Raw genomic sequence first — 24,608 nt, forward strand, 5'->3', positions numbered from 1 at the left:
AGATTTCATTCCCCCGAAGGGTCATTCCATCTCGTCTCGTTCGACTTGCATGTGTTAAGCATACCGCCAGCGTTCGTCCTGAGCCAGGATCAAACTCTCAATAAAAAGTTTGTATTTAAAGCCGTTAGGCTTTTAAATGCTGTCTCATTTTGAATAAAGCGTATTTTATACTCTACCGAGTTAATGTTTTATAGAGTTCATCTCTCTGTTTCTATTTTAGCCGCATTCATCCTCGCGGATCTTTTGGCTGTTTTACAGGTTTTATGGTACTATTCTCTTTTCTATGACCGCCGTTCTGCAATCGTTTCCGACCGAAGAAGCTTTTCTATTATATCGTTGTTTCTTCATGTTGTCAAGCTGTTTTTTGAAATTCTTTTTTGTTCATTTCAATGTTTCAGCTGTGCCCGCTGCCTCACTCGAGACAAATTCATTAGTATACGCTCTTTTCACCATCCTGTCAACTGGTTTTTGAAAGTTTTTTCATGTTCTCTGTTATGTCCTACTCACAGTTATTGGGAATTCAAAAAAGGAACCTGAAATCAATTGATTTCAGGTTCCTTAGTATAATGAAGTTTTAACTATTTACTTTCTGCGACCTTTGCTTCTTGAATCTCCAGACCCAACACCTTGCTGACGGATTTGTAAACAACAAAGGTAATGACTGAATTGATTCCAGCTTTGATCAGATTAAAGGGAATAATGACTGGGATAATCATTGGTAAAACTGCCTCCACCGGAATTCCCAAAAATATCGGTGTGATGGCAATGTTCCATAACGCCATGGTTATTGTCATCGTGACCGTACCCAATGCCAAACCGATGATTGCACCTTTTCTGGTTCTGTTTCTTTTGTAAATATTTCCGGCTACCAATACAAAGGATCCAGTTGCGAAAAAATGCATCAGAATTCCAATAATCCCGCTAGCCGAACTAACGGTCACTCCCTGCAAAACACAAACAACAGCAGTTAGAATTAGACCACCTAAAGGGCCAAACATAAATGCACCGATAAAAATAGGAATATCGGCTGGATCGTACTCCAAAAATGGCGCCGCCGGAAAAATCGGAAAATGAATCAGGTAAACCAATAGTATGGACATTGCCGCCAATACTGCCATCTGGGTCAATTGTTTTGTCTTGATTTTCATAAAAATCCTCCTTCAATTGTCTGTCCAGTCAACTTAAAAAGCCCTTGAAAATTTCTTTTCAAGGGCTTTGCGCGTAAAATTGTACGCCATTTCTTTCATCCGGACTATACCGTCGGTTCTGGATTCTAACCAGATCGGCCTTTCGGCTCGTGGACTTATCGCTTTTACGCATCACCACCGGTGAGGACTTACACCTCGCCCTGAAACAGACTATTTATTTATTTAATTATATACCCGCTTGAATTTCTTTGTCAATGATAATTTTTAGCCCGCACTAACTAAACATCTTTTTCTTGAATAGCACAAAGGCGGCTACTCCGGTACAGGCAATCGAAATCAATACCACACTCCAGAAGTTGGGAATTGGCAACCCTTCAACGTTCATTCCGAAAAAACTGGCAATCATCGTTGGTATCGCCATTAAGATTGTTAATGAGGTTAATATCTTCATCACAATATTTAAATTGTTTGAAATAATCGATGCAAAGGCGTCCATGGTTCCGCTGAGAATGTTGGCATAAATATTGGACATCTCAATAGCCTGCTGGACTTCAATCAGCACGTCTTCTAACAGTTCTTTATCTTCTTCGTAAAGCTTAATAATCCGACCCCGTTCCAGTTTTTCCAAAACCCCCTGGTTGGCTTTCAGGGATGTCGAGAAAAACACCAGACTCTTTTCTAAATCAAGAAGTTGAATCAGTTCTTTGTTTTTCATGGATATGTGCAATTGCCGCTCAATATCGGTACTCATCCGATTAATGTGGCGCAGGTAAATCAAAAACCGACTGGCCACTCGGTAGAGGATTTGGAAGATAAAACGGGTTTTCAAATTAGTGTGGACATTTTTTACTCGGCCTTTGGTAAAATCATCAATAAGGGTGTTTCCTCTTAAGCAGACCGTAATAATATTATCAGCGGTTTGAATGATCCCAACTGGGATGGTGGTGTAAAGCACCAATTTGGTATCTTTTTCAATGACTGGAACGTCAATGGTGATTAGTGCCTGATTATTATCTTCCAGCTCCACCCGGGAAATCTCTTCTTCATCCAGGGCAGCTCGCAGAAAATCTGGTTCCACTGCTAATTCTCTGGTAATAAACTGCAATTCTTCTTCAGTTGGATTAACCATGTTGATCCAGCTGTTCTTTTCAATGGTTTCAATTTCTTGAATCTTACCATCAATTGTTTTGTAGATTTTGATCATTGCTTTCCTCCTTTATTAAGAGCAGCCCATGATCCGTAAGATATTTTGGGCGCTCAGTTTTTGTTCATTCTGTTTTATACGCTTCTCTCCAGGGTCTGCGTCCATCCTATCTCACTCCTTTTTTCGAATTTGCACCAAAGATAAACCATTTGTCAACTTTACCTGTGGTTCTTTGGTTAAAAAATAAAAAACTCCTCTTTAATGGAGGAGATTTTCGCACAGCAAAAATAATGATTCCTCCATTCGTTGAGTTTTGGCACTATACAGCATAGGGCATTGCCCAACTGCATTAAGTAAAACCTTAATTCGATAGTACCTGTTGACCCATTGGCATCTTTCGATGTTTCCGGGCAGCAGCCATATCTGTATAGGAGCCTCACCTAACAAAAGAAACATTTTATTTATTATTATTCCAAATTAACTATATCTTTTTATCTCACCGTTGTCAATGATTTTTAAGATAAGCCGCTATAAATTAACCCTTTGACCATGTTGCCAATTATAGCTGACTCTGCAAAAAAAGAATCTGTATTAAACAGATCCTTTTAACCGATCATTCTATCTAAATTAATTAAGAAGCACTATGCTTTTTTCGATAAACGACCACGCCAATAATCACCAAAACAACCACAATAGCCCCAATTATTCCGGCTACACCGGCGATTAACCAGGGATTGGGCGAATCCGGTTGAACAATATTTACCCGAACGGTGGCCACTGCACTTTTGAAATAATTATTGCCTTTATATTTGACAATAACTTCCTGCTCACCAACTGCTCTGGTATAATCAAGCTCGATATCATCCCGATTGAACTCAATTTTATTATTGTTATCATCCACTACTGCAACGCAAAGATCCTGATATACCGCATCATCGAGATTTTTGGTATTATCATCGTATTCTACACTGGGCGGATTTTGGGAAACAATCAGCGAACTGTCATCTTTACTGGTGATGGTTACTGTTTGAGTAGCCGTACTGCTGTTAAACTGATCCGTCCCCTTATATTTTACCGTCACCGGCTGCTCACCGGGCACCCGGTTATAGCTCAGTTCGATGTCGGTGGTTGTAAAATTAATTGCCTTACCTTTGCTGTCAACGACCTGAATGGTCAATGCTTGATAAACAGCAGCATCCAATTTTCCTGAATCAGTGGTATAGGCCGCTTCAATCGGCGGTTTGGCCAAATTAATAGAGGTGTTTTCTTTAGTTGGTGCTGGTGGATCCACCTTCCCGGTAATTTCAACATTTCCGGTGGCAGTGCTTGGCGAAAACTGATCGTTGCCCTTATATTTTACGGTTACATCCTGTTTTCCCGGAGCCCGGTTGTAGCTCAAATCAATGTCAGCTGCCGTAAAACTGATTTTGTTGTTCCCCGCATCAACAACCACGATACTCAAGGCCTGATAGACAGCTAAATCCAGTTTTGCCGAATCGCTGGTATAAGCGACCGCTGGGGGCTTCGCAGCAACGGATACCTTACTATCCTGTTTTCCGGTGATCTGAACTGTGGCATTAACCTGGCTCGGATTGTATTGTGAGTTTCCTTTATAGGCAACGACTACATTCTGGGTTCCCACCGCATGATTGTAGGTCAGGGTAATATCACTGGGGGAGAAGTTTACCTTATTGGAATCCCCATCTACCACTTGGATAACCAGATCATCATATACTGCCTTATCCAAGGTTGCCGTATCTGCGGAATATCCCACTGCTGGTGGATTAGCTTTGAGCACTAGCCGGGTATCTTTTTTGGGCACATCATTGATAACAATCGTCCCCGTTGCATTGCTGGTTTCGTACTGATCATTCCCCTTATAGGTAACCGTTATTTTTTGTGTTCCAACCTGTCGATTGTAATCAAGACTGATATCATCGGCAGTAAAAGCGATTTTATTCGAATCACCATCGACAACCACGATGTTCATCGCTTTGTATACCGCCTTATCCAGCTCATCAGCATTCGTGTTAAACGTCACCGAGGAGGGCGAACTGGCTATCGATACGGTCGTCGCCATTTTTCCATCAACCTCCGCCCAAATGCCCATGGGCAGCAAGAGCAGAACCAATACTGCCATCAATCCGGTTCGCCAAAACCGTCTGCCTGATTTTTCATTATTCATTTTCGTTTCCTTTCCAACTGATTAAAATTCGTTTCGTTTATTGTTTTATTACCATTTATTTTATCACATAATTGCTGTAAACGTTTCTTTTTTCTGTCTGATTCACTTTCTTTTCTGGCTTTATTCAATTCATGACACAAAAAAAGATCTGCCCGCTCCAACAGATCTCTTTCTTTACATTCTATTTTACACTAATCCATTTTTGTCAGCCGATTCTTGCCAAAGAAAATGGCTCCAGCAATCAGTAAAAGTAACAGTAGCGCAATACCCATATAGGGTACCGGCGATTCTTCTTCTTTTTCTACCACACTATTCCCGCCATTGCTGTAATCATTACCCCCATAGACCGCAACCACATCTTCTTTCTTAATAATTTCAAATTTATCTGCATTATCTGCCAAACGAATGCGATAGTTGGAACTATTCAAGCTCCCCAGCAAAACATCGTAGGTGCCAACCGCTTCTCCGGCTTCCCGTTCTAATGCGCCATACATCACATCATTCCCATATAAACCTTTAACAAAACCATCACCTGAATCATCCTGCCAAACCGTATACGTTAGTGCCGGATCTGCTTCGCCCTGAATTTTTGAAACATAATTTGGAATCACTGTTACTGAGGCTGGGGTAATAGCATATTTACTCTTGGAAATAATCGTTTGACTATAAATTGTATAGTTGTCGGAATTCGTTCCGTTTATTCCTGATAAGTAAAATCCTCCGGTTGCCCAGACATAATAATTGCCCACGTCTTTTTGCTGAGTATTCACGTCCCCGTAATAGGGATAAAAATTTTCAGCTCCAAAGGCGCCCAAATCCTCCCCCCGGATCAGATCCGTTTTGTTGACAGTCAGTTTATAATCATGAAGGTTTGGCGTCCCATCATAAACCTTATCCTGACCGACAAGGAAAACCTCCACCGGTTTTGGTAAAATACCTGCTACCAAAGATATATCAATGCTTGATAGTGGCTTTGTTCCCTGATTTTCATCAACAATAATATAATTTTTGGCCTTGTTGCCAGCGATTGTGATTTCTTTTAAAATAACCAGATTGGCAGTCGCCGGTTTAACATCTTTAAATAAAAAATTGGCAGTTCGATAATTAAATGCCACCTTATTTTTATCTGCATCAACAACGCCACTATTCCCTAAACCCTTCAGCGCAACTTCGGGCACACTGGTATTGCCGTCATAAATCTTGGTAATCGGCTTTTCGGTGAAGAATTGTGACGTTTTAAGCTCAATGGGCTTTATTTTAATTTCTTTTTGATTATCAATTTTTTGATAGTTTTCATCGCCCCGATATGCCGCAAACACCATATAGGTACCTGACTCTGACGGTGGAATCGTTGATAATGGATATGCTTCGCCATTTGACAAAATCCCTTTGTAAGTGATCTCGATTCGTTCAAAATCAAGCTCAGGCCCATCGGGTGCTGGATTAACAGCTGCCAAAACCTGGGGATTTCCAGTATAAACAACATCGGTAGAGAAGACAATCACTGGCGTTAATGGGCCTTGCTCAGTTTGGTCTTCCGCCAGAATGCCGATTGGAAAGCACGCACCATTCAAAATGATCGTCAAGACTAGGCATATAAACAGCCTGATTCTTTTGGTCTTTTTCATTGGATACTTCCTTGTATTATAAATTATCTCAATATCTTAGATACTCATTTCCAATTATACCGATTTGCAGCACTGTTCACAACGAAACCCGATCATTGTTCGTTTAGAATTTACTTTGTTGTTATTTGTTTACAATCATTACATAAAAAGAACAAATTAAAACCCACCTTTACGGCAGGTTTTAATTTGGGTTGTCTATGCAATTTCCAGTTCATCACTGTCGCTGGTTTTCGGTTTTTTTAAGATCCTGAGCATCAGCATACAGGCTACCGATCCGGCCACCAGGGCAATGACGTAACCAAACGGGTTTCCCACCAGCGGAAAGACAAAGATTCCGCCGTGAGGGGCCATTAGCGTACAGCCAAAGAACATTGATAATCCTCCGGCCAGAGCCGAACCGACAATACAGGAAGGAATCACCCGGAGGGGATCTTCTGAGGCAAAAGGTATCGCACCCTCGGTGATAAAGGATAGACCCATGACATAGTTTGCCAGGCCCGCTTCCCGCTCTTTTTTAGTGAAACGATTTTTAAAAATGGTGGTAGCCAGGGCAATCCCCAGTGGCGGAACCATACCACCTACCATCACCGCTGCCATAATATCAAACTGACCAGTAGCCAACGATGCCAAACCAAAGGTATAAGCCGCTTTGTTAACCGGCCCCCCCATATCAACGGCCATCATCCCCCCAAGGACAATACCCAAGATAACTTTGCTGGATGTACCCATGCTGTTTAACCCCGCACTGAGCACCGCATTCAGGGCCGCCACTGGTGGGTTGATGATAAAGACCATCAAGGCGCCAATCAGTAGAATACCAAAGAAGGGATAAATCAATATCGGCTTAATCCCTTCGAGGCTGGCTGGCAGTTTAGCGAACACTTTTTTGAGTCCCAATACCAGATAGCCAGCGGCAAAACCCGCCAATAAGGCCCCCAGAAAACCGGCACCGCCAGTGTTCGCCAACATTCCCCCGACAAAACCAACAGCCAGAGCCGGTCGATCACCGATACTCATGGCGATGTAACCCGCTAAAACCGGCAACATGAAAGCAAAAGCCGTCCCTCCCACCTGCATCAGGAAGGCGGCAAATGGGGTATTGCTTCCGAATTTTGACGGATCAATGCTGTAGTCATCGAACAAAAAGGCCAATGCAATTAGAATCCCGCCACCGATAACAAAGGGCAGCATATGGGAAACGCCATTCATCAAATCTTTGTAAATTTTCCGGCCGACACTTTCTTTTTCGCCACTCCCACCAGTATCTTCAACACTCTGGACACCACCTGAATAGACTGGCACCTTTCCTGCCAGAGCTTCTTCAATAAGCTCCTGGGGTTTATGGATGCCCCGGGCAACATTGGTTTGAATCACTGGTTTGCCATTGAAACGGCCCATTTCGACATTTGTATCGGCAGCAATAATGATGCAATCGGCCGCTTTGATTTCCTCGGCGGTCAGCTGATTTTTGACGCCACCGGAACCGTTGGTTTCCACCTTAATGGTAACCCCCATCTGTTTGGCCTTATTTTCCAGGCTTTCTGCTGCCATATAGGTGTGGGCGATTCCCGTGGGACAAGCGGTAACTGCCAGGAGCTGATAGTTTTTGGTCATTTCCGGGGTTTTGGCCGCTGCTGGCGCACCATACTTTTCCTGTTCCTTTTCATCGATGAGTTTTAAAAATGTTTTCACATCCGCTGATGCAATCAGCTTCGTTCGGAATTCTTCATCCATCAAAATGGTGGATAGCCGACTGAGGACTTCCAGATGCAGGGTGTTTGCCGCCTCCGGAGCCGCAATCATGAAGAAGAGATAGGCTGGCTCACCATCTAATGCCTCAAAATCAGTTCCATCCCGAACAACCATGGCGGACAAACCGGCGTCCTTCACCACCGGTGATTTGCCATGGGGAATCGCCACCCCTTCACCGATGCCGGTGGATCCTTCTGCCTCCCGAGCCATCACCGCCTGTTTAAAGACTTCCGGATCGGTAATTTTTCCGGTATTTGCCATTAATTGCACTAATGTTTGGATGGTTTCTTCCTTATTGGCCGGTTTTCCGGCCAGATCAATGCCCTTTTCAGTTAATAAATCAATAATCCGCATTTTTCCTTCCCCCTTCGTTTTTATGTGATAATTCATCCAACAACTTCATGACTTCTGCTTTGGTCGCCAAAGTTTCTGAAAATGCCGATGCACTTCCGGTTACCACGCCCATCCGGAAGGCGTCCTGCAGATCCTGACTTTTAAGATAACCGGCAATAAACCCAGCCACCATCGAATCGCCTGCACCAACGGAGTTTTTGACAATCCCTTTGGGCGGCTTCATTTCATGAACCTTGCCGCTTTCATCCACAAGAATGGCACCTTCTCCAGCCATCGATACCAACACATTTTGTGCACCCATTTGCTGCAATCGTTTAGCGTAAAGAATAATATCTTCTCGTTTGTTCAAAACAACCCCAAACATTTCCCCCAACTCGTGGTTGTTCGGTTTAATCAAAAATGGCTGGTATTTAACCACCCGAAGTAGCAGTTCACCGGTAGCATCCACGACGATTTTGACCCCACGGTTTTCTAATAATTTCATGATGCTTTCGTAGGTATCTTCAGGCAAAGCGGCGGGAATACTGCCTGCCAAAACCAGAATATCACCTTTTTCAATGGATTCCAGCTTTTTAAACAGCTCCCCAAGTTCTTTCTTACTGATGTCGGGTCCCTGCCCGTTGATTTCACTTTCCTGGTCGGCTTTTATTTTCACGTTGATTCTGGATATACCTGATTTTATTTTCACAAAATCGGTATAGCATCCAAAATCTTTGATCCGCCGTTGAATTTCTTTGCCGGTAAAACCGCCAATAAAACCCAAGGCGATATTTCTGATCTCCAGGTTTTTTAAAACCATCGACACGTTGATCCCTTTTCCGCCCGGATAGAGTTGCTCCCATTCACTGCGGTTGACCTCCCCTTCCCGAAAGGCGTCCAACCCCACAATGTAATCCAGAGACGGGTTAAAGGTTACCGTAAAAATCATCTGCCATCCACCTCCCAAACCTTTGTGTATTTTTTATAGCTCTCACTCCCCAGCCTGGTTGTGATAATTTCGGCTTGTTCCAGTTTACCAAAACTCACTGGCGCAATCAGATTAAATTTCGACGGATCTGCCAGTACATAGGCTGTCTTACAGCGGCTGAAAGCTTCCCTTTTAACCTGGGCCTCGGTCGGGTCTGGGGTGCTGTAACCAGCTTTCCGATCAATCCCATTGGTGCCAAAAAAACCTTTTGAAAAATTATATTTGCCCAGACAATGAAGGGCCTCACTTCCCACCACGGCGTCAGTGATGGGTTTTATTTCACCACCGACGATAATTGTCCGACACCCCTTTTTAACAAGTTTTGCCGCAATAACCATCCCATTCGTGACATATACAGCGCCGCTTTCATTGATAAAATCAACCATGGCTTCCGTTGATGTTCCGGCATCGATATAAACAAAATCATTTTTTTCAATCAGTCCCGCACTGAATTTGCCAATTGCTTGTTTTTCATCGCGATGATGGTCTTCCCGGAGTTGAAGGTCAAAATCAGCGGCTGCAAAACTGCCGTTTATCACCGCCGCCCCGCCATGAACCTTTCGTAGCTTTTTCTTGTTGTCAAGGGTGGTCAGATCCCGGCGGATTGTTGATTCCGAAATCTTTAGGGTCTCCGACAATTCTAAAACTGTAACCACGCCTTTTTCTTCAACCATTTGCAGGATTTTTGCCAGTCGTTCTTCAATAATCATCCTTAATCACCTCTTTTTCTGAAGCTTATCACCATTTTCAGCCATTGTCAATCATAATAAATCATTTTTAGTCAAAATAAATCATATTTGTGCATGATATCCATTTTTTGTCATCTATTTTGCTTTTGTTTATTACTTACCCATTTTTTCTCAATACTAAAAAAAGATAGCATCAGATTCTGATACTATCTTTGTGAACTTTTTATCGTCGGACCTATTCTGCCATTGGTAAGATGATGGCGGCTTTAAATAGGTCACCATCGATTTCCAGTCTCAGCTCACCCTGCTGGATCGTCATCAGGTCTTTGGCAATGGCAAGTCCCAAACCGCTGCCTTCACTGTTTCTGGTTTCATCACCCCGTTTAAATCGTTCCATCAGTTCCTCGGGAGAGATATTGAGCGGTTGTGCCGAGACATTTTTAAAGACCACTATTCCAGTTTTGTCGGCATCACATTTTGAAAATTCAATATACACCCGGGATTCTTTTTGAGCATATTTTAGGATATTAAAAAGCAAGTTTTCAATCACCCGCCAGAGCAGGCGGCCATCTGCCGTTACCACAAAAAGATCCTTAGGATATTGGGTAATAAACTCCAGTTGGGAATTGCCAAGTTCTTCTTCCATTTCACCCAAACCCTGGGTCATCAGCATTTCCAGATCAACCGCCTGGAACTCCACTTCAATGTTACCCGATGACGCTTTAGCAGCTTCAAACAAATCATCTGTCAGCACCTTGAGTCGGTGCGCCTTGTTTTCCAGAATCTCCAAGTACTTCTGCTTTGCCTCTGGATCGAGGTTTCCATTTTTTAACAAATCGATGGAGGTAATAATCGAGGTCAGTGGGGTCCGGATATCGTGGGACACATTGGTCAGCAGCTCGGTTTTTAACCGCTGGCTTTTTACTTCTTCAGACACTGCCAATGAAATGCCATCGCCAATGGCATTAATCCCATCCGCCAGTTCACCTAAAGCACCATCATAGCCAATCAGTTTATAGTCAACCTCACCATTTTTTATGCGTTCCAACCCTTCCAGAATCCCATCATATTTTTTTGCTTTTATTCCACCCAAATAAAGCAGATATATAATGCAAATAAAGGAGCAGACACCAAGAATCGGCACCTGAACCGACAGTGCCAGAACCACCAGCAGAATTGCCCAGAACATCAACCGTTTAACTGTCGGCGAGCCTTTCATGACATCATTGTAATAGACAGCCAGTTTCTTGAACTGGTTTTTAATAAATCCCCATCCCTTTTTGATCAGTTTCAAAAATAACAATCGCTCCCCAAAACGGCGATCTTTTAAAATTCGCACCAATGACAGTAGAAAGTTTAACCCCAACGCTGCCCCGACAGCAAAGAGCATCAGCATAACCACCCGCGGAAAATTCTGATCATAGAAAAAGACAATTGCGGCAACGACCAGGGTTTCCACCACCAGCAATAATAAAAAGTGGGCGTCAATCCAGAACGCATCAATCGGCAATAGCTGGACTCCCTCGCTGTCTTTTTTGCGGCCGGCCGAAATACAGGAAAGCAGCATACCGATCGCCGCAAGAATTAGCGACACGACAAAGATACTCATTAGCCACAGAAATTCTTGACGTTCAGCCTGATACAATACTTCCCGCTCCGCAATATAGGCATCATCAAATCCAATGATGACCTGAAAATCCGGTTCAACAGCGTAGTCTAATGGTTCGAATTGATCCATCTTAGGCAGTGTCGAGGAAATCGCCCCCTTGTTATAGGTGAAATTCACCCGTCGTTTAAGCAAATCATCCGGATTAGCGTCTTTAGGCTGACTGTTTGTGACCCCTTTGCTGTTAATAACGTAGGATAACCCCTGGGTTTGCTCCAATTCTTTTTTTAGTCGTTCATACTGAAACAGCCCCTCGTTAATCAGTTGTTTTTTTTGGGCCTCGAGCTCATCGGCGTAAGGTTCCCAGAAATCAGGATCAGTGAGCATCTCCGATTCGGTTGAGACACCCATTTCGTCCGGATCATTAAGATCCAACTCCGCTAAGATATCCCATTTATAGGCTTCCATCGCTGCAGGATCAATGGCATTTCCAGCCCGGATATTTTCTTCGCTCTGATAGAAATTATAAACCTGATCGATATGATCGTAGGCGGTCAGAACTTTATTTTGCAGTTCTGCACTCTCCAAATAATTATTGGTATTGGCCAGATAATCCCAATTAAACCAGTAGGCTTCAAATAGTGCACCAAAACTGATGGTGACCAATACGACCGTCAAAAATGAACAGGTGATTTTAAATTTCTGATCAGTCCAGATAGTTTTCAATTTTGTAGCCAATGCCCCACACCACCTTTAGATATTTTGGTTCTTTGGGATTTATCTCGATTTTTTCCCGAATCCGCCGAATATGCACCGCCACCGTATTGTCCGAATTGTAAGCGGGTTCTTCCCAGGCATTCTCGTAGATCTGATCAATCGAAAAGACCTTGCCTTTTTCCGACATCAAAAAATGCATGATCTTGTATTCTACCGGCGTTAGTTTCACCTCTTCACCATCCACTGTCAGTCGTTTATAGTCATCCTCCAGCACCAGGCCGCCGGTACGGTAGGTTCCCACTTTTTCCGGGCAACCACCGAGGGTGTTGTAGCGCCGTAATTGCGACTTGACCCGGGCGATGACCTCCATGGGGTTAAAGGGTTTGGTTATGTAATCATCACCACCCATGGTCAAACCCATGATCTTGTCATTATCTTCAGTTTTAGCCGATAAAAAGATAATTGGGATATTTTTTGTTTCTCTTATTTTCATCGTTGCCCGTAGCCCATCCATCTCCGGCATCATCACATCCATAATAATTAACTCAATATCTTCTTTTTCCACCAGTGCGATGGCTTCTCTTCCCGTATAGGCTTTTAAAATCGCATAGCCTTCGTTTTTTAAATAGAGCTCCAGGGCTTCAACGATTTCTTTTTCATCGTCGCAGATTAAAATACTCATTTGCAAGCTTCCGCCTTTCTGTTTCATCTTGGTCTAACTTTAACACAAACTTCTGTCAAAAAAACGCTGAATTTCCTTAACAAATTCTTACGATCAAACCCGACTCAACGTTTCCCCAATCAAACCGCAAAAAGGGCAGCATTCCAATGGATTGCTGCCCTTAAAAATGTTTTAGATTAAAAATTTAATGCCTTCTGGTTTGTTCTTGTTGGAAAACTCAAAGCCCTGCTGAATGGTATTTTCAATCATTTCACCATCTAAATTCATCAGTCGGAACAAATTCCGGATAAAAAAGTAAATCATCGCTCGGCTGGTAAATTTGATGTTCTTTTCATAAAAATCAATAAACAATTCTTTGCGGGCCCCATATTCGGAACGGGCGATAACTTCCAGATCGGCCTCGATATAATTCTTATTGAGAAAATCCAGACAGGAGCGATTGAGAGTGTTGGTAATGTTGGTTCGTCCATGAGGATTGACATTTTTTACCAGTACTTCATAATACAACGTTTTGTTATGCTCATCATTTAATATCGCTTCATAATACAGCACCAGGGCATAACAATACTTGGTATAAAGGTTGAGATTCTCCGAAACCGATGAAACATAATCATACAGTGCTAAAAAGAAGACATTGTAGATATCGGTGATCATATCATCTTTCTTTTTATAATAATAGGTAATGGTTCCCAGCTTGACATCGGCGCGATCGGCGATGTCCTGAATACCGGTTTTGTTATAACCATTCTCATAAAATAAAATCTTTGCGGTTGTAATAATATTACTCTTTGTTTGGGTTCCTTTTCTTGACGTTGCCATGGTTTGCCTTTCCTGTATCAATCATTTTCTTAGTTACATTTAATTCATACCTTTGATCTTACGAAAAGTTTTGCGGAATGTCAATAGGAAATTTATAAATATTTCTAATTTACCCTCACCCGTTAAATTATTTCAGCAACAGCGTTTCCCGATCCAACAGATTTACCTCGGCAACCTTTTCCAGAGTTTCGATGGCCTTTTGCTGCACATCATCATCCACCCGGATGATGATTATGGCATTGTCGGTTTTTTTCGGCAGAAACGAATAGGCGTAAACAATATTTATTTTTGCTTCAGTCAGGGCATTCACCAGGGTGCTTAATCCGCCGGGATCATCAGAAATCTCCGCCGCCAGAACCGGGGTCACCGTGCTAATGATATCATTTTTCTTAAGCACCTCAATCCCTTTTTCGGTTTCCTGTAAAATCAGTCGGACGATCCCAAAATCGGTGGCATCGGCAATATTCAGAGACCGGATATTGATCTTATTTTCGGCCAGAATTTTCAATATATGATTCAGTCGGCCTTCATGGTTTTCGATGAAAATAGAAACTTGTCGTATCATTTTTTCTCCTCCTAAATTTTTCTAAGATCCACAACCCGTTGGCTTTTCCCTTCGCTACGGGGCAGGCTTTTCGGTTCGACCAAAGCCACCTTGGTACTCACGCCAATGGTTGATTGAATCCGATCCCGGATCCGTTTTTCCAGGTTCTCCAGATTACTGATCCGATCCGAAAACAGCGCTTCACTGAGTTCAACCTTAACTTCCAGGGTGTCCAGAGAACCATCCCGACGCACCACCAATTGATAATGGGGTTCGACTTCCCCAATTTCCAGCAAGACACTTTCAATCTGAGTTGGGAAAACATTCACCCCACGGATAATCAACATGTCATCGCTGCGCCCCTGGAGGCGGTTGATCCGCAGATGAGTTCGGCCACAACTGCAGGGTTCGGCAATAATCCGGGTAATATCCCGGGTACGATACCGAAGAATCGGAATCCCTTCTTTGGTAATAGTGGTGATCACCAATTCCCCCTGTTCGCCATAGGGCAGTACTTCCAAGGTATTGGGATCAATGATTTCCGGAATAAAGTGATCTTCCCAGACGTGCAGCCCTTCCTGACATTCGCATTCGATGGCCACTCCCGGTCCCATGATTTCCGATAAACCATAAATGTCATAGGCTTTGATTTTGAGTTTTTTCTCAATATCTTTGCGGATGTTTTCTGACCAGGGTTCGGCACCAAAAATACCGGCTTTGATTTTTAAAGTTTCCGGATCAATCCCCGACTCCGCCAGCACCTCTGATAAATAAATAGCATAGGACGGGGTACATGTCAAGACGGTGGAACCAAAATCCTGCATAATCATAATTTGCTTGGCGGTGTTCCCGCCGGAGATCGGAATAATTGAGGCACCCAGTCGTTCGGCCCCATAATGAACACCCAAACCACCGGTAAACAGCCCATAGCCATAGGCATTCTGGATCACCGAGTGCGGACCAGCTCCAGCTGCCACCAGACAGCGAGCCATCAACTCCGACCACATCGCGATATCATTCCGGGTATAACCAACCACCGTCGGTTTACCGGTGGTGCCGGATGATGCATGGATTCGGACGATCTGTTCCAGAGGGACGGTGAAAAGCCCATACGGGTAATTATCCCGCAAATCAACCTTGGTTGTAAAAGGCAGCTTTTTAAGATCATCCAGGGAGCTGACATCCTCTGGCATCAGACCTTTTTCCTGAAATTTATTGCGATAAAACGGGACATCGTGATAAATCCGATTGACCATTCGCTTTAGTCGTTCCAACTGCAGCTCCTGCAGTTTTTCTCTTGGCATGCATTCGTAGCTCTTATTCCAATACATTTTTTCCTCCAAAATTTTCTTTAATTTAAAATCGGAACGCTTGTGGTTATGGGTGTGAAATTCAAGATGCACGTGCTGTGGCATCTTTATGATTAGGGAGTGCCTTACTGTTTACCTGTAAACAAAGTCATCATTCCAGCCTTTGTAAAATAAAAAGACCCATCCTTATTGAAAAGGACGAGTCTGACTCGCGGTACCACCTAATTTGATTATTAACTAATCCACCTTTTTAGAACACGACCAACATTAGCCCCGTTCTTCCTATTTTAACGATGAGGGACACCGGATTCGCCTAATGGTGATACGAATAAATTACTTCACTCATGAATGTTCAGCCAATCAACTCCTGAGGGAACTTCATCAACATCATTGCCATTGGTTTCCAGCGCTACCAACTCTCTGAAGACTCTAATGAAAATTACTTTCCTCAATCACAGTTTTTAATTATTTCAATTATTATATTACTAACCTTAAAATAATGTCAAGAATTTTTTAGATCCGTCTGTTCAGGCCTATATTTGCAGTCTATTTAGCGATCCTGAAACGTATGATCATTGCCGTTTAAAAATACATGTGATAGGATTAACTTGTTTAGTTATATTTTCGTCGTTTTAATCTGAACAATGACCGATAAGGAGTTTACCATGGATCATATTCTTATTTCACTCAATAGCATTTCTAAATATTTCGGGAAAAAACTAATCCTGAAAAATATCGATCTGACCATCACAAAAGAATCCACCATTGCTTTGCTGGGTCATAACGGCAGTGGCAAAAGTACCCTGCTCAAAATAATTGCTGGTTTGTCTAAAATTTCTGCCGGTACTATTGACTATGCGCCCCAAGTTAAGCTTGCTTACATCCCCGAGAATTTCCCTAAAATCGATCTGACAGCCAGTGAATTTGTTAAATACATGGGTTTGATTGGCGGACTGTCTCAAAAGAAAATCAGCACCCGAATGTTTGAATTGTTTCAGGCCTTTGAGATGGCTGACATGATTGATGTTCCGATCAAACATCTTTCCAAAGGTACGATCCAAAAGGTGGCAGTTATCCAAGCCTTACTGGATCCTCCTGATGTTTTGCTGCTGGATGAGCCGTTATCCGGCCAGGACACCCAATCTCAAAAGTTATTTATCCAGATGGTTCAGGAACTGCAGCAACAGGGCCTTGCCACAATTATGTCCTGTCACGAACGATTTCTCGTGAGTCAACTGGCAGACCATGCTTATGAAATTTCTGATCACCAGTTACTGCCCCTCGATTTATCCGACCTAAAGGAAATTAAATATGATATCTTGATTTTCGAAGCCCCGCCTGGGACGAAAATTGATTCAAGTCTTCAGGATTTAATCGAGCGAGCTGAATGGGATCATAACCGCCTAAAACTGATTGTTCAAAGTGATCACAGTCATGCTGTTCTCAAGAAGCTGTTAAAAGATGAATTCAGACTGCGCACGATGGAAGGGATGAAGCAATGAAAAATCTGTTAATCTATCATTTCAAATGCTATCTCAAATCTTATAAATTTTTGCTGCCCTTTTTAGTCTATCTGATTTATTTGTTTGCCGCCTACGGCATCATGCCTTTTGCGATTGTTTCGAGCTTTTCTGAGTCGGCTGGCGTACTTTTCTTTATAATGGCCACTGTCGGTTTTAGTTATGCTGAACTTGAAAACCAAGTTACCGAACAGCTGGTTTTACTCAGGGTTAATAACGACACCCGTTATTATCTGAGCCGACTGTTGGTGCTCCTGATCATCGGCCTTGTCATGAGTGTCATTGGCATCCTCTATCCGATGATCTTAAATAGTGTCAACAACGGTCACTTATTCACCCGTAGTTTACAGTTTTATGATATCGCAATCGGGTTTGGTCTGCATTGTTCATTGGCCTTTTTAGGCGCTATGACCGGTGCTTTTTTTCATCCCCGGATTATCAAAAACCGGAAAATGGCTGTGCTGCTGCTATTCTTTGTCACCGTCATGGGCATATCAAAAGGTGCCCTGGCTGGCTATTTCCCACAAACCTGCTTAATCACCTGGGTTTTTCCACCTGTTTTTGAGATCCTCGCCTCATTTACAAAGCTGGAATATTTTGCTCTCCCGGCCATGGCATTACCGGTTACACTGACCATTGTTTATGGTTTAGCTTTAATGATTGGTCAAATACAATTGTTAAAACATACAAAATTCTAAAACTTATCTTATCTTGATCCCTGATGTTATCCCAGTCAAGCCTGAAAAAAGCCCTTCAAAAGATTTCACTTTTGAAGGGCTTTAATATTATTGCTTCAATTTTTAAACAACACCCAGGCCGACATCACCGTAAGTAGCCATTTCACGATTCATATACAGGGCTGCTTCGACAATATTAAAGGCAATGGCCGCACCGCTGCCTTCACCCAAACGCATCCCCATATTCAGGAATGGTTTAGCGCCAATAAATTCGGAAGCATAGGCGGCGCCTTTTTCAGCTGACGCATGCGAACAAATCAAATAACCTTTGACATCCGGATTAATCCCAATGGCAATGGCCGCAGCGGCGGTTGAGATAAAACCATCGATTAATACAGGAATGTGATTGGCCGCTCCGGCCAGCATCGCTCCCGCCATGGCACCGATTTCGAATCCGCCCACCTTTGCCAGCACATCAATGGCGTCATCTTTATCCGGTTGGTTCAGGGCAATAGCATCCCGAATTACCTGGGCTTTCACCACCTGCTTTTCTTCTGACAGGTTGGCTCCAGCACCGGTCAACTCACCGGCATCAACACCGCTAAGTGCTGAAATAATAGCCGCACTGGCGGTGGTGTTGGAGATCCCCACTTCTCCAGTACCTAAAATATTATAGCCGTTGTTAATCGCCCGTTGGGCCACATCAATGCCGACTTCCAGGGATTGAATCGCTTCTTCCCGGGTCATCGCCGGACCTTTTCGCATATTTGAGGTGGCTTTTCTGATTTTTTTATCGAGAATTTTTGATTTCGGCTCCAAATCAGCATTCATGCCCACATCACAAACAAAAATATCGGCACCTGCCTGTTTACTTAAAGCAGCCACGCCACTTTTTCCGGCCATAACCATTTGCGCCATCAAACCGGTGACTTCCTGAGGTGCCGCAGCAACGCCTTCTTCAAAGACACCATGATCAGCAGCAAAAACCAGCATCGCTTTTTTGCTGACATCCGGATACATTTCCCCGGTGATACCGGCCAACTGAACGGCGATCTCTTCCAGGCTTCCCAAACTGCCCACTGGTTTAAGCAAAAAATCGACCCGATCCTTGGCTGTTTTCATCATTTCTTCATTGAGTGGTTGGATTTTTTCCAATGTTTCATTTAACAAACTCATTCTTATCTCCTGTCAATTCGACTGTTTTTTCTCATTATATCACATCTCCCGCTTTTGAAAATTCTATTTTTGAAGTTTTTATAGTGGCAGCCGCACTTCAAACCACACCCCCTTATCCCGGTTATCCACAGCCACCTTGCCACCATGACAGATTATGATGCCTTTGACGATAGCCAGACCCAAACCAGTGCCTTTTTTATCCGACTGCGCCTTATAAAAGTACTCCCAGATCTGATTGATCTCATTTTGTGGAATCGACTTACCCACATTATAAACAGAAACAATCCACTCATTTCCCTGGGTTTCGCAACTTACTTGAATCAACCCATCGGCCGGACTGACATGTTTAATGGCATTGTTCAAAAGATTGTAAAAAACCTGCTCCATCCGTTTACGATCGATGCTAAGTTTTTGTTGGGGTTCACAGCGATTATTAAAGACGATATTTTTTTCCGGATAGGTGTTTACAAATCGCTGAACGACCGAAGCGATGACCTCACCTCCGAACACCGCTTCCTTCTTGAGCTGATAGGCACCGGACTCAATTTGGGCCAGATCCAGCAGATCGCTGGCGATACCGCTGATTTTATCGGCTTCCTTCTGAATCGTCACAAAATATTCCTGTTCTTCCTCACGATTCTCCAGAATCCCGTCTTCCAGAGCTTCGGCATAGCTTTTGATCACTGCCAGAGGGGTTTGGATCTCATGGGACACTTGGGCAGTAAAACGCTGTCGCATTTTTTCAAAGGTTCGCTCCTTATTGAGTTCTTCCTGGAGCTTTAGAATTGCCTCTTCCAGTTCATCCGAGATATGATTCAAGGTTTTACCCAACTGGCCAATCTCATCCTTCCTGGTACCCTGATATTTTTTTGTAAAATTAAGATTACCCATTTCCCGGGAAAGCTGATTTAATGAAATAATCGGTCGGGAAATACCCCGAGAGAAAAAGTAGGCGAAAAGCAACGAACAGCCGAAAATAATCATTAAAAATACCAGCAGAAAATTTTCCACAATCTCAATGACCTCATGAACCGAATAAAGGGGAATTCGGCCAATGATCTGAGCACCGTCATTGGCGACAATCTTATGAGTCAGCCACTCCACCTGATGCTCATCACTTCCCAACACGATGACAAAGCTTTCCTCATGCTGATGTGCGTTGACCTGGTTTTCGACACTGTTCTGTTGCCCAGCTCCGGCCCCATGTTCTGCACCGCTGCCAGCACCACTCCCAGATCCTGAGCCATTCCCGGATCCGCCACCAGCACCTTCGCCTGCTTCATTGCCCTCACCCTTGTGTTCGCCACCAGCGGCCAGACGTTTCGTTTCAACAACAGTCAGCCCTGAGCCTTCGCTTTGATCCATGCCATCCAATGCTTGACGCATCGCCACTATTTCGATGCTCCCATTTTCCGGCGAAACATTTCCCGAAGACGTTTCTTCTGTCACGGTTTGTTGTTTAATAATCTGAATGACAATTCCTTCTTCTTCGGCGACATCAATATACGCTTGCAGTTCCGGGGTTAACCCCCCTTGGTTGTACATTGCAGCAGCCTGACTCGTTTTGTCAATTAAAACCGCCGTTCTTTTCTCGGTATAATAGACTTCAAAATAGGAACCAAGCACATAATAGGTCAGCAAACACAAGACCAGAAAAAAAGCCCCCAGATAGAGCATCAATCGTGAAAATATCGAAGATCTCATTCCTTAAACTTGTATCCCAACCCTCTGACGGTTTGTATACATTCTCCTTTTTTATTCATTTTTTTACGCAACCGCTTAATGGTGGTATCAACTACCCGGATATCACCTTCGTAATCATAGCCCCAGACCCGATCCAGAATCTGTTCACGGGATAAGACCAACTGATGATGATTGATAAAAAAGGTCAGCACCTCAAATTCCTTCTGAGTCAGGTTAATGATTTCATCATCAATGGTCAGTTGACGTGCTTCTGCATTTAAATGCACTCCGCAGACATCGAGCTGGTTGTCGGTGGTGACGACTCCACTGCGTTTTAACAAAGCTTTGATGCGCACCATCAATTCCCGGGGACTAAAAGGTTTCGTCACATAATCATCGGCACCGACTTCAAAGCCCTGAATTTTATCATCCTCTTCCCGGCGGGCCGTCAGCATGATTACCGGAACATTATCGGTTTCTCTGATTTCGGCCAGCACCTCAAAACCGTCAAGCTTGGGCATGGTCACATCCAGAATAATGCAATCCGGTTTTTTTTCAGCCCATAAATCCAAAGCTTCTTCGCCATCGGCTGCGCCGAAGCCTTGATAGCCTTCTTTATTTAAATATTTCAAAACGATTTCCCGCAGCTTATCTTCATCTTCCGCCACCAGAATGCGAATCCCCTTCATTGCCATGCGCCTCCCATTTCTTCTTAATTTATAAAAGTTTATCCGATTACTATGACAATACTGTGTCAGTATGAACCATTTAATTATTTTTATTTTATCACATGAATTTTATTTTTGACACAGTATTGACATATAACCGTCATATAATACAAACAACAGAACACACTAAAAAAACGGAGGAATTTCAATGAAAACAAAACTTATTTTAGTCGGATCCCTGGCCTTAATGCTGGCTACCGCTGGCAGCGCTCTGGCAGCTCCAAACCACGGCGCTGGTACTGGTGCCTGCAATGGTTTGACCGAACAGCAACGGATTGAACGTCAAGCCAGCCATGATACCAATGGCGACGGCATCTGCGACAACGAAAATTGCACCCAGGACGGCACGGCCCACCAATACGGCAATGGTGATGGCACCTGTGGCGGAACCAAACCTCAGGATGGCTCCGGCATGCGTCATGGCGGCAGAACCCACTAATCAGCATCCTTAAATTTGAAAGACCCAATGAAAGTTCGCTTTCATTGGGTCTTTTTTATTTGCTTATTCTACTTCTTTATTCTTAAGCTTGGTAACGTAGGTGCGGGTTTCGGCAACAACCACACCACTTAAAGCGATTAAGGCAATCAGATTGGGCAATGCCATTAAACCATTAAAAATGTCAGCAATCGTCCAAACCGCTGAAACGGTCATAAATGGGCCGATAAAAACGGCCAGAATATATAAATAGCGATAGGTTAACACAGCCTTTATATTCCCATTTGACAAATATTCCAGGCAGCGTTCGCCGTAATAATTCCAGCCCAGAATGGTGGTAAAGGCAAAGAATACCAGACAGATCATCAGTAGAAACGAGCTGACGGCTGGGGCAAATGGCAAGCCCGCCTGAAAGGCGTTGGTGGTAACCGCCACCCCTTCCAGACCAATATTCCAGGACCCTGTTAAGACGATGGCCAGCCCGGTCATGGTACAGACCACGATGGTATCTAAAAAGGTTCCGGTCATTGAAACCAGACCCTGTCGCACCGGTTCATTGGTTTGTGCCGCAGCCGCAGCAATGGGGGCGCTACCAAGACCAGCCTCATTGGAGAAGATGCCTCGGGCAATCCCTTTTTGCATGGCGATCAGCACTGCTCCCAAGGCACCGCCGGCAACAGCCCGCAGACCAAAGGCACTGGCAACAATCTCAGTAATGGCCGCCGGGATCAATCCGGCATTGGTAACTAAAATAATAACACAGCAAATCACATAAACGACCATCATAAAGGGGACAATGATCTGGGAAACATTGGCGATCCGTTTCAGGCCCCCAATAACAACCAGTCCCACAAAAATAGTAACAATTGTTCCGGTTATCACCACACTCCAGGAATAATCCATGCCCAAAAGATTAACCGTCCATTGGTTATTGGGATCAAAAAAATTATTGGCCGCACTGGCTATCCCGTTGACCTGGGTAAAGGTTCCAATTCCCAACAGACCAACCCCAGCACCAAAAAATGCAAATATTTTTGCCAGCCAGCGCCATTTTATGCCCATCCCATTTTCGATATAGTAAAAAGGTCCGCCCAGGACATGTCCATCCGGTTCAATGACCCGATATTTAATGGCCAGAACCCCTTCGGCGAATTTGGTCGCCATCCCAAACAAGGCGGCAATCCACATCCAAAACAAGGCTCCCGGTCCTCCGGCGACAATCGCAGTGGCAACACCTACAATATTTCCGGTTCCAACGGTTGCTGAGAGGGCTGTACACAGGGCTCCAAAACTGGTTACCTCGCCTTCGCCCCCTTCTTCATTCTTCACCATGTACTTCAGCGCTTTGGGTAAATAGCGGATCTGAAGTCCGTGCAAGCGGATGGTCAAAAAAATCCCCACCGCCAGAATCAGCACAATCAATGGCACACCCCATACGAGGTCGTCAAACCATACTAAAAATTCATTAAATTGTTGAAACATTTTGTTCCTCCTTCTCTTAATTGTGAAGAGGGAGAACAACACCAATGGGTTGCTCTGTCCTTTTGCCTGAGAGATAGCCTGAAATGTTCAGTCGTTGCCAGACTGATCTTTCCAGGGGTACACCTTCGGCGCTCATCTTTGAGACTCTCCAGAGTGCTGCGATTTTACAACAGCGTTAAAATAATATCACAATTCATTTGACCGATGCAAGATTATTTTAAAAATCCACCCCATCCTGGTTTTTAAACAAAAAAGAAACGCCTCGATTTGTGACGTTTCAGGTTATCGATAAACTACCGTACCGACCAATTGTTAATCTGTTGTTCGCCGCGGAATCGGACAGGCTTTGCCGTGTCCGCTCCGATGCGTACAACATGATCTAACAATTGTCGGTACTGGGTTAGCTTTTGTACAGTCGGTAACATCTCTATTTGAGACGCTTCCCGGATATTATCACTTAAGACATCGGTACCACGGCACCCTGATAATTGCTTTCGATAAAGCTGATGACTTTTTCGCTTTGCAGTGCTTTCATCAGTGCCAACGTTTTTTCACTTTTTTCATCGCCGGCTCGAACGGCAACAATATTTGCATAGGTCTGAGCTGCCAGGGAATCTTTTTCTTCTTTGGCAATGGCATCGGTACCGGCGTTTAATCCAGCTTCAATGGCGTAATTGCCATTAATGATGGCTAAATCAACATCTGGCAGTGATCGGGCCAGCTGTGCTGCTTCCAGTTCTTTAAAGACAATGTTTTTCGGGTTTTCGATAACATCTTTTGGTGTTGCTTCCAGGCCAGCATTGGGATCAACCTTGATCAAACCAATGGTTTCCAGCAACAGCAGCGCCCGGGCTTCGTTGGTGGTATCATTGGGAATGGCAATGGTCGCACCGCTGGCAATTGCATCCAGAGTCTTAATTTTACCCGGGTATAAACCCAATGGCTCATAGTGAACCACGCCTGCACTCACCAGTTTGGTGTTGTTTTTTACATTAAAGTCTTCCAGGTAGGGGAGGTGTTGGAAAAAGTTGGCATCCAACTCTTTATTCTGTAGTGTTAAATTGGGTTGGACATAATCGGTAAATTCTTTGATTTCAAGAGTATACCCATCTTCTTTTAACACGTCGCTGGCAATCGCCAGAATTTCTGCATGGGGTGCTGGACTGGCCCCAACAACGATGGTTTTTTCATCTGTTCCCTTTGCTGAACAGCCGGTAAATAGGGCCAAACCAAGAACACTAATTAATAATACTGAACCTAATTTCTTCATGATCTTCTCCTTTTCATTTCTTTTCATATAATCCCTAGTTGATTAATATGTAATATAACACGAAGTTCCTCCGCTGTCAACCATAATCAGC

Annotated in this window: 20 protein-coding genes, 1 rRNA gene, 3 riboswitches and 1 other annotated feature; of the genes, 3 read left to right on the forward strand and 18 right to left on the reverse strand. The window is 43.7% G+C overall.

What is annotated here, in order from left to right; genetic code table 11:
* The 13 genes from ACWI_RS11165 to ACWI_RS11225 all read right to left on the reverse strand — a co-directional run.
* Positions 1–105 (reverse strand): 16S ribosomal RNA (locus ACWI_RS11165); the annotation flags it as partial.
* Between the two features lie 473 nt (positions 106–578).
* Entirely contained in the window at positions 579–1,148 is a 570-nt protein-coding gene (locus ACWI_RS11170; protein ID WP_070371525.1) for an ECF transporter S component, read from the reverse strand.
* Between the two features lie 83 nt (positions 1,149–1,231).
* A riboswitch (FMN riboswitch) is annotated at positions 1,232–1,360 on the reverse strand.
* 62 nt (positions 1,361–1,422) lie between these two features.
* A complete protein-coding gene (locus ACWI_RS11175; RefSeq protein ID WP_070371526.1) occupies positions 1,423–2,352 on the reverse strand; it encodes a magnesium transporter CorA family protein in 930 nt (309 codons plus the stop codon).
* A 231-nt stretch (positions 2,353–2,583) separates the two neighbouring features.
* Positions 2,584–2,747: riboswitch (M-box (ykoK) riboswitch) on the reverse strand.
* Between the two features lie 176 nt (positions 2,748–2,923).
* Positions 2,924–4,477 carry a hypothetical protein gene (locus ACWI_RS11180; RefSeq protein WP_070371527.1) on the reverse strand — a complete coding sequence of 518 codons (1,554 nt, stop codon included), beginning with the start codon at positions 4,475–4,477 and terminating at the stop codon, positions 2,924–2,926.
* 191 nt (positions 4,478–4,668) lie between these two features.
* A complete protein-coding gene (locus ACWI_RS11185) occupies positions 4,669–6,105 on the reverse strand; it encodes an MBG domain-containing protein (RefSeq protein WP_070371528.1) in 1,437 nt (478 codons plus the stop codon).
* 195 nt (positions 6,106–6,300) lie between these two features.
* Positions 6,301–8,211, reverse strand: coding sequence for a PTS fructose transporter subunit IIABC (locus ACWI_RS11190; RefSeq protein WP_070371529.1), 1,911 nt, complete (start codon positions 8,209–8,211; stop codon positions 6,301–6,303).
* The gene (pfkB, locus tag ACWI_RS11195) at positions 8,198–9,139 is read right to left on the reverse strand and encodes a 1-phosphofructokinase (protein ID WP_070371530.1); all 942 of its coding nucleotides are present in this window, start codon (positions 9,137–9,139) and stop codon (positions 8,198–8,200) included. Before pfkB ends, ACWI_RS11190 begins: the two co-directional genes overlap by 14 nt.
* Positions 9,136–9,888 (reverse strand): DeoR/GlpR family DNA-binding transcription regulator, encoded by a 753-nt coding sequence (locus tag ACWI_RS11200; RefSeq protein ID WP_070371531.1) that lies wholly within the window; start codon positions 9,886–9,888, stop codon positions 9,136–9,138. The genes pfkB and ACWI_RS11200 overlap by 4 nt, the downstream gene beginning before the upstream one ends.
* A gap of 214 nt (positions 9,889–10,102) precedes the next feature.
* A complete protein-coding gene (locus ACWI_RS11205; protein WP_070371532.1) occupies positions 10,103–12,211 on the reverse strand; it encodes a sensor histidine kinase in 2,109 nt (702 codons plus the stop codon).
* Entirely contained in the window at positions 12,180–12,872 is a 693-nt protein-coding gene (locus ACWI_RS11210) for a response regulator transcription factor (RefSeq protein WP_070371533.1), read from the reverse strand. Before ACWI_RS11210 ends, ACWI_RS11205 begins: the two co-directional genes overlap by 32 nt.
* 171 nt (positions 12,873–13,043) lie before the next feature.
* Complete coding sequence (locus ACWI_RS11215; RefSeq protein WP_070371534.1) at positions 13,044–13,691, reverse strand: TetR/AcrR family transcriptional regulator; 648 nt, start codon at positions 13,689–13,691, stop codon at positions 13,044–13,046.
* 127 nt (positions 13,692–13,818) lie between these two features.
* Entirely contained in the window at positions 13,819–14,256 is a 438-nt protein-coding gene (locus ACWI_RS11220) for an ACT domain-containing protein (RefSeq protein WP_070371535.1), read from the reverse strand.
* Between the two features lie 11 nt (positions 14,257–14,267).
* Positions 14,268–15,566: a phenylacetate--CoA ligase family protein gene (locus ACWI_RS11225; protein ID WP_070371536.1), complete on the reverse strand. Its 1,299-nt coding sequence runs from the start codon at positions 15,564–15,566 to the stop codon at positions 14,268–14,270.
* 170 nt (positions 15,567–15,736) lie between these two features.
* Positions 15,737–16,010, reverse strand: a binding site (T-box leader).
* 200 nt (positions 16,011–16,210) lie between these two features.
* Here ACWI_RS11225 and ACWI_RS11230 point away from each other — a divergent pair.
* Together ACWI_RS11230 and ACWI_RS11235 are read left to right on the forward strand one after the other, a co-directional pair.
* Positions 16,211–17,047: an ATP-binding cassette domain-containing protein gene (locus tag ACWI_RS11230; RefSeq protein ID WP_070371537.1), complete on the forward strand. Its 837-nt coding sequence runs from the start codon at positions 16,211–16,213 to the stop codon at positions 17,045–17,047.
* Positions 17,044–17,763: a hypothetical protein gene (locus ACWI_RS11235; protein WP_070371538.1), complete on the forward strand. Its 720-nt coding sequence runs from the start codon at positions 17,044–17,046 to the stop codon at positions 17,761–17,763. The genes ACWI_RS11230 and ACWI_RS11235 overlap by 4 nt, the downstream gene beginning before the upstream one ends.
* 102 nt (positions 17,764–17,865) lie before the next feature.
* Here ACWI_RS11235 and cobT read toward each other — a convergent pair whose 3' ends face one another.
* The 3 genes from cobT to ACWI_RS11250 all read right to left on the reverse strand — a co-directional run bounded on the left by cobT (position 17,866) and on the right by ACWI_RS11250 (position 21,290).
* The gene (gene cobT / locus ACWI_RS11240) at positions 17,866–18,918 is read right to left on the reverse strand and encodes a nicotinate-nucleotide--dimethylbenzimidazole phosphoribosyltransferase (RefSeq protein WP_070371539.1); all 1,053 of its coding nucleotides are present in this window, start codon (positions 18,916–18,918) and stop codon (positions 17,866–17,868) included.
* Positions 18,919–18,996: 78 nt separating this feature from the next.
* Complete coding sequence (locus ACWI_RS11245) at positions 18,997–20,622, reverse strand: sensor histidine kinase (RefSeq protein ID WP_139142360.1); 1,626 nt, start codon at positions 20,620–20,622, stop codon at positions 18,997–18,999.
* The gene (locus tag ACWI_RS11250) at positions 20,619–21,290 is read right to left on the reverse strand and encodes a response regulator transcription factor (protein WP_070371541.1); all 672 of its coding nucleotides are present in this window, start codon (positions 21,288–21,290) and stop codon (positions 20,619–20,621) included. The genes ACWI_RS11245 and ACWI_RS11250 overlap by 4 nt, the downstream gene beginning before the upstream one ends.
* A gap of 187 nt (positions 21,291–21,477) precedes the next feature.
* On the opposite strand from ACWI_RS11250, the gene ACWI_RS11255 reads away from it, so the two are divergent.
* A complete protein-coding gene (locus ACWI_RS11255; protein WP_070371542.1) occupies positions 21,478–21,768 on the forward strand; it encodes a hypothetical protein in 291 nt (96 codons plus the stop codon).
* A gap of 63 nt (positions 21,769–21,831) precedes the next feature.
* Here the strand turns inward: ACWI_RS11255 and ACWI_RS11260 are convergent, their stop codons facing one another.
* Both ACWI_RS11260 and ACWI_RS11265 read right to left on the reverse strand, forming a co-directional pair.
* The gene (locus ACWI_RS11260) at positions 21,832–23,247 is read right to left on the reverse strand and encodes an alanine/glycine:cation symporter family protein (protein WP_070371543.1); all 1,416 of its coding nucleotides are present in this window, start codon (positions 23,245–23,247) and stop codon (positions 21,832–21,834) included.
* A gap of 44 nt (positions 23,248–23,291) precedes the next feature.
* A riboswitch (glycine riboswitch) is annotated at positions 23,292–23,409 on the reverse strand.
* 295 nt (positions 23,410–23,704) lie between these two features.
* Positions 23,705–24,517, reverse strand: coding sequence for a MetQ/NlpA family ABC transporter substrate-binding protein (locus ACWI_RS11265; protein WP_070371544.1), 813 nt, complete (start codon positions 24,515–24,517; stop codon positions 23,705–23,707).
* Between the last annotated feature and the right edge of the window lie 91 nt (positions 24,518–24,608).

Source organism: Acetobacterium wieringae, assembly GCF_001766835.1.
Classification (GTDB): domain Bacteria; phylum Bacillota; class Clostridia; order Eubacteriales; family Eubacteriaceae; genus Acetobacterium; species Acetobacterium wieringae.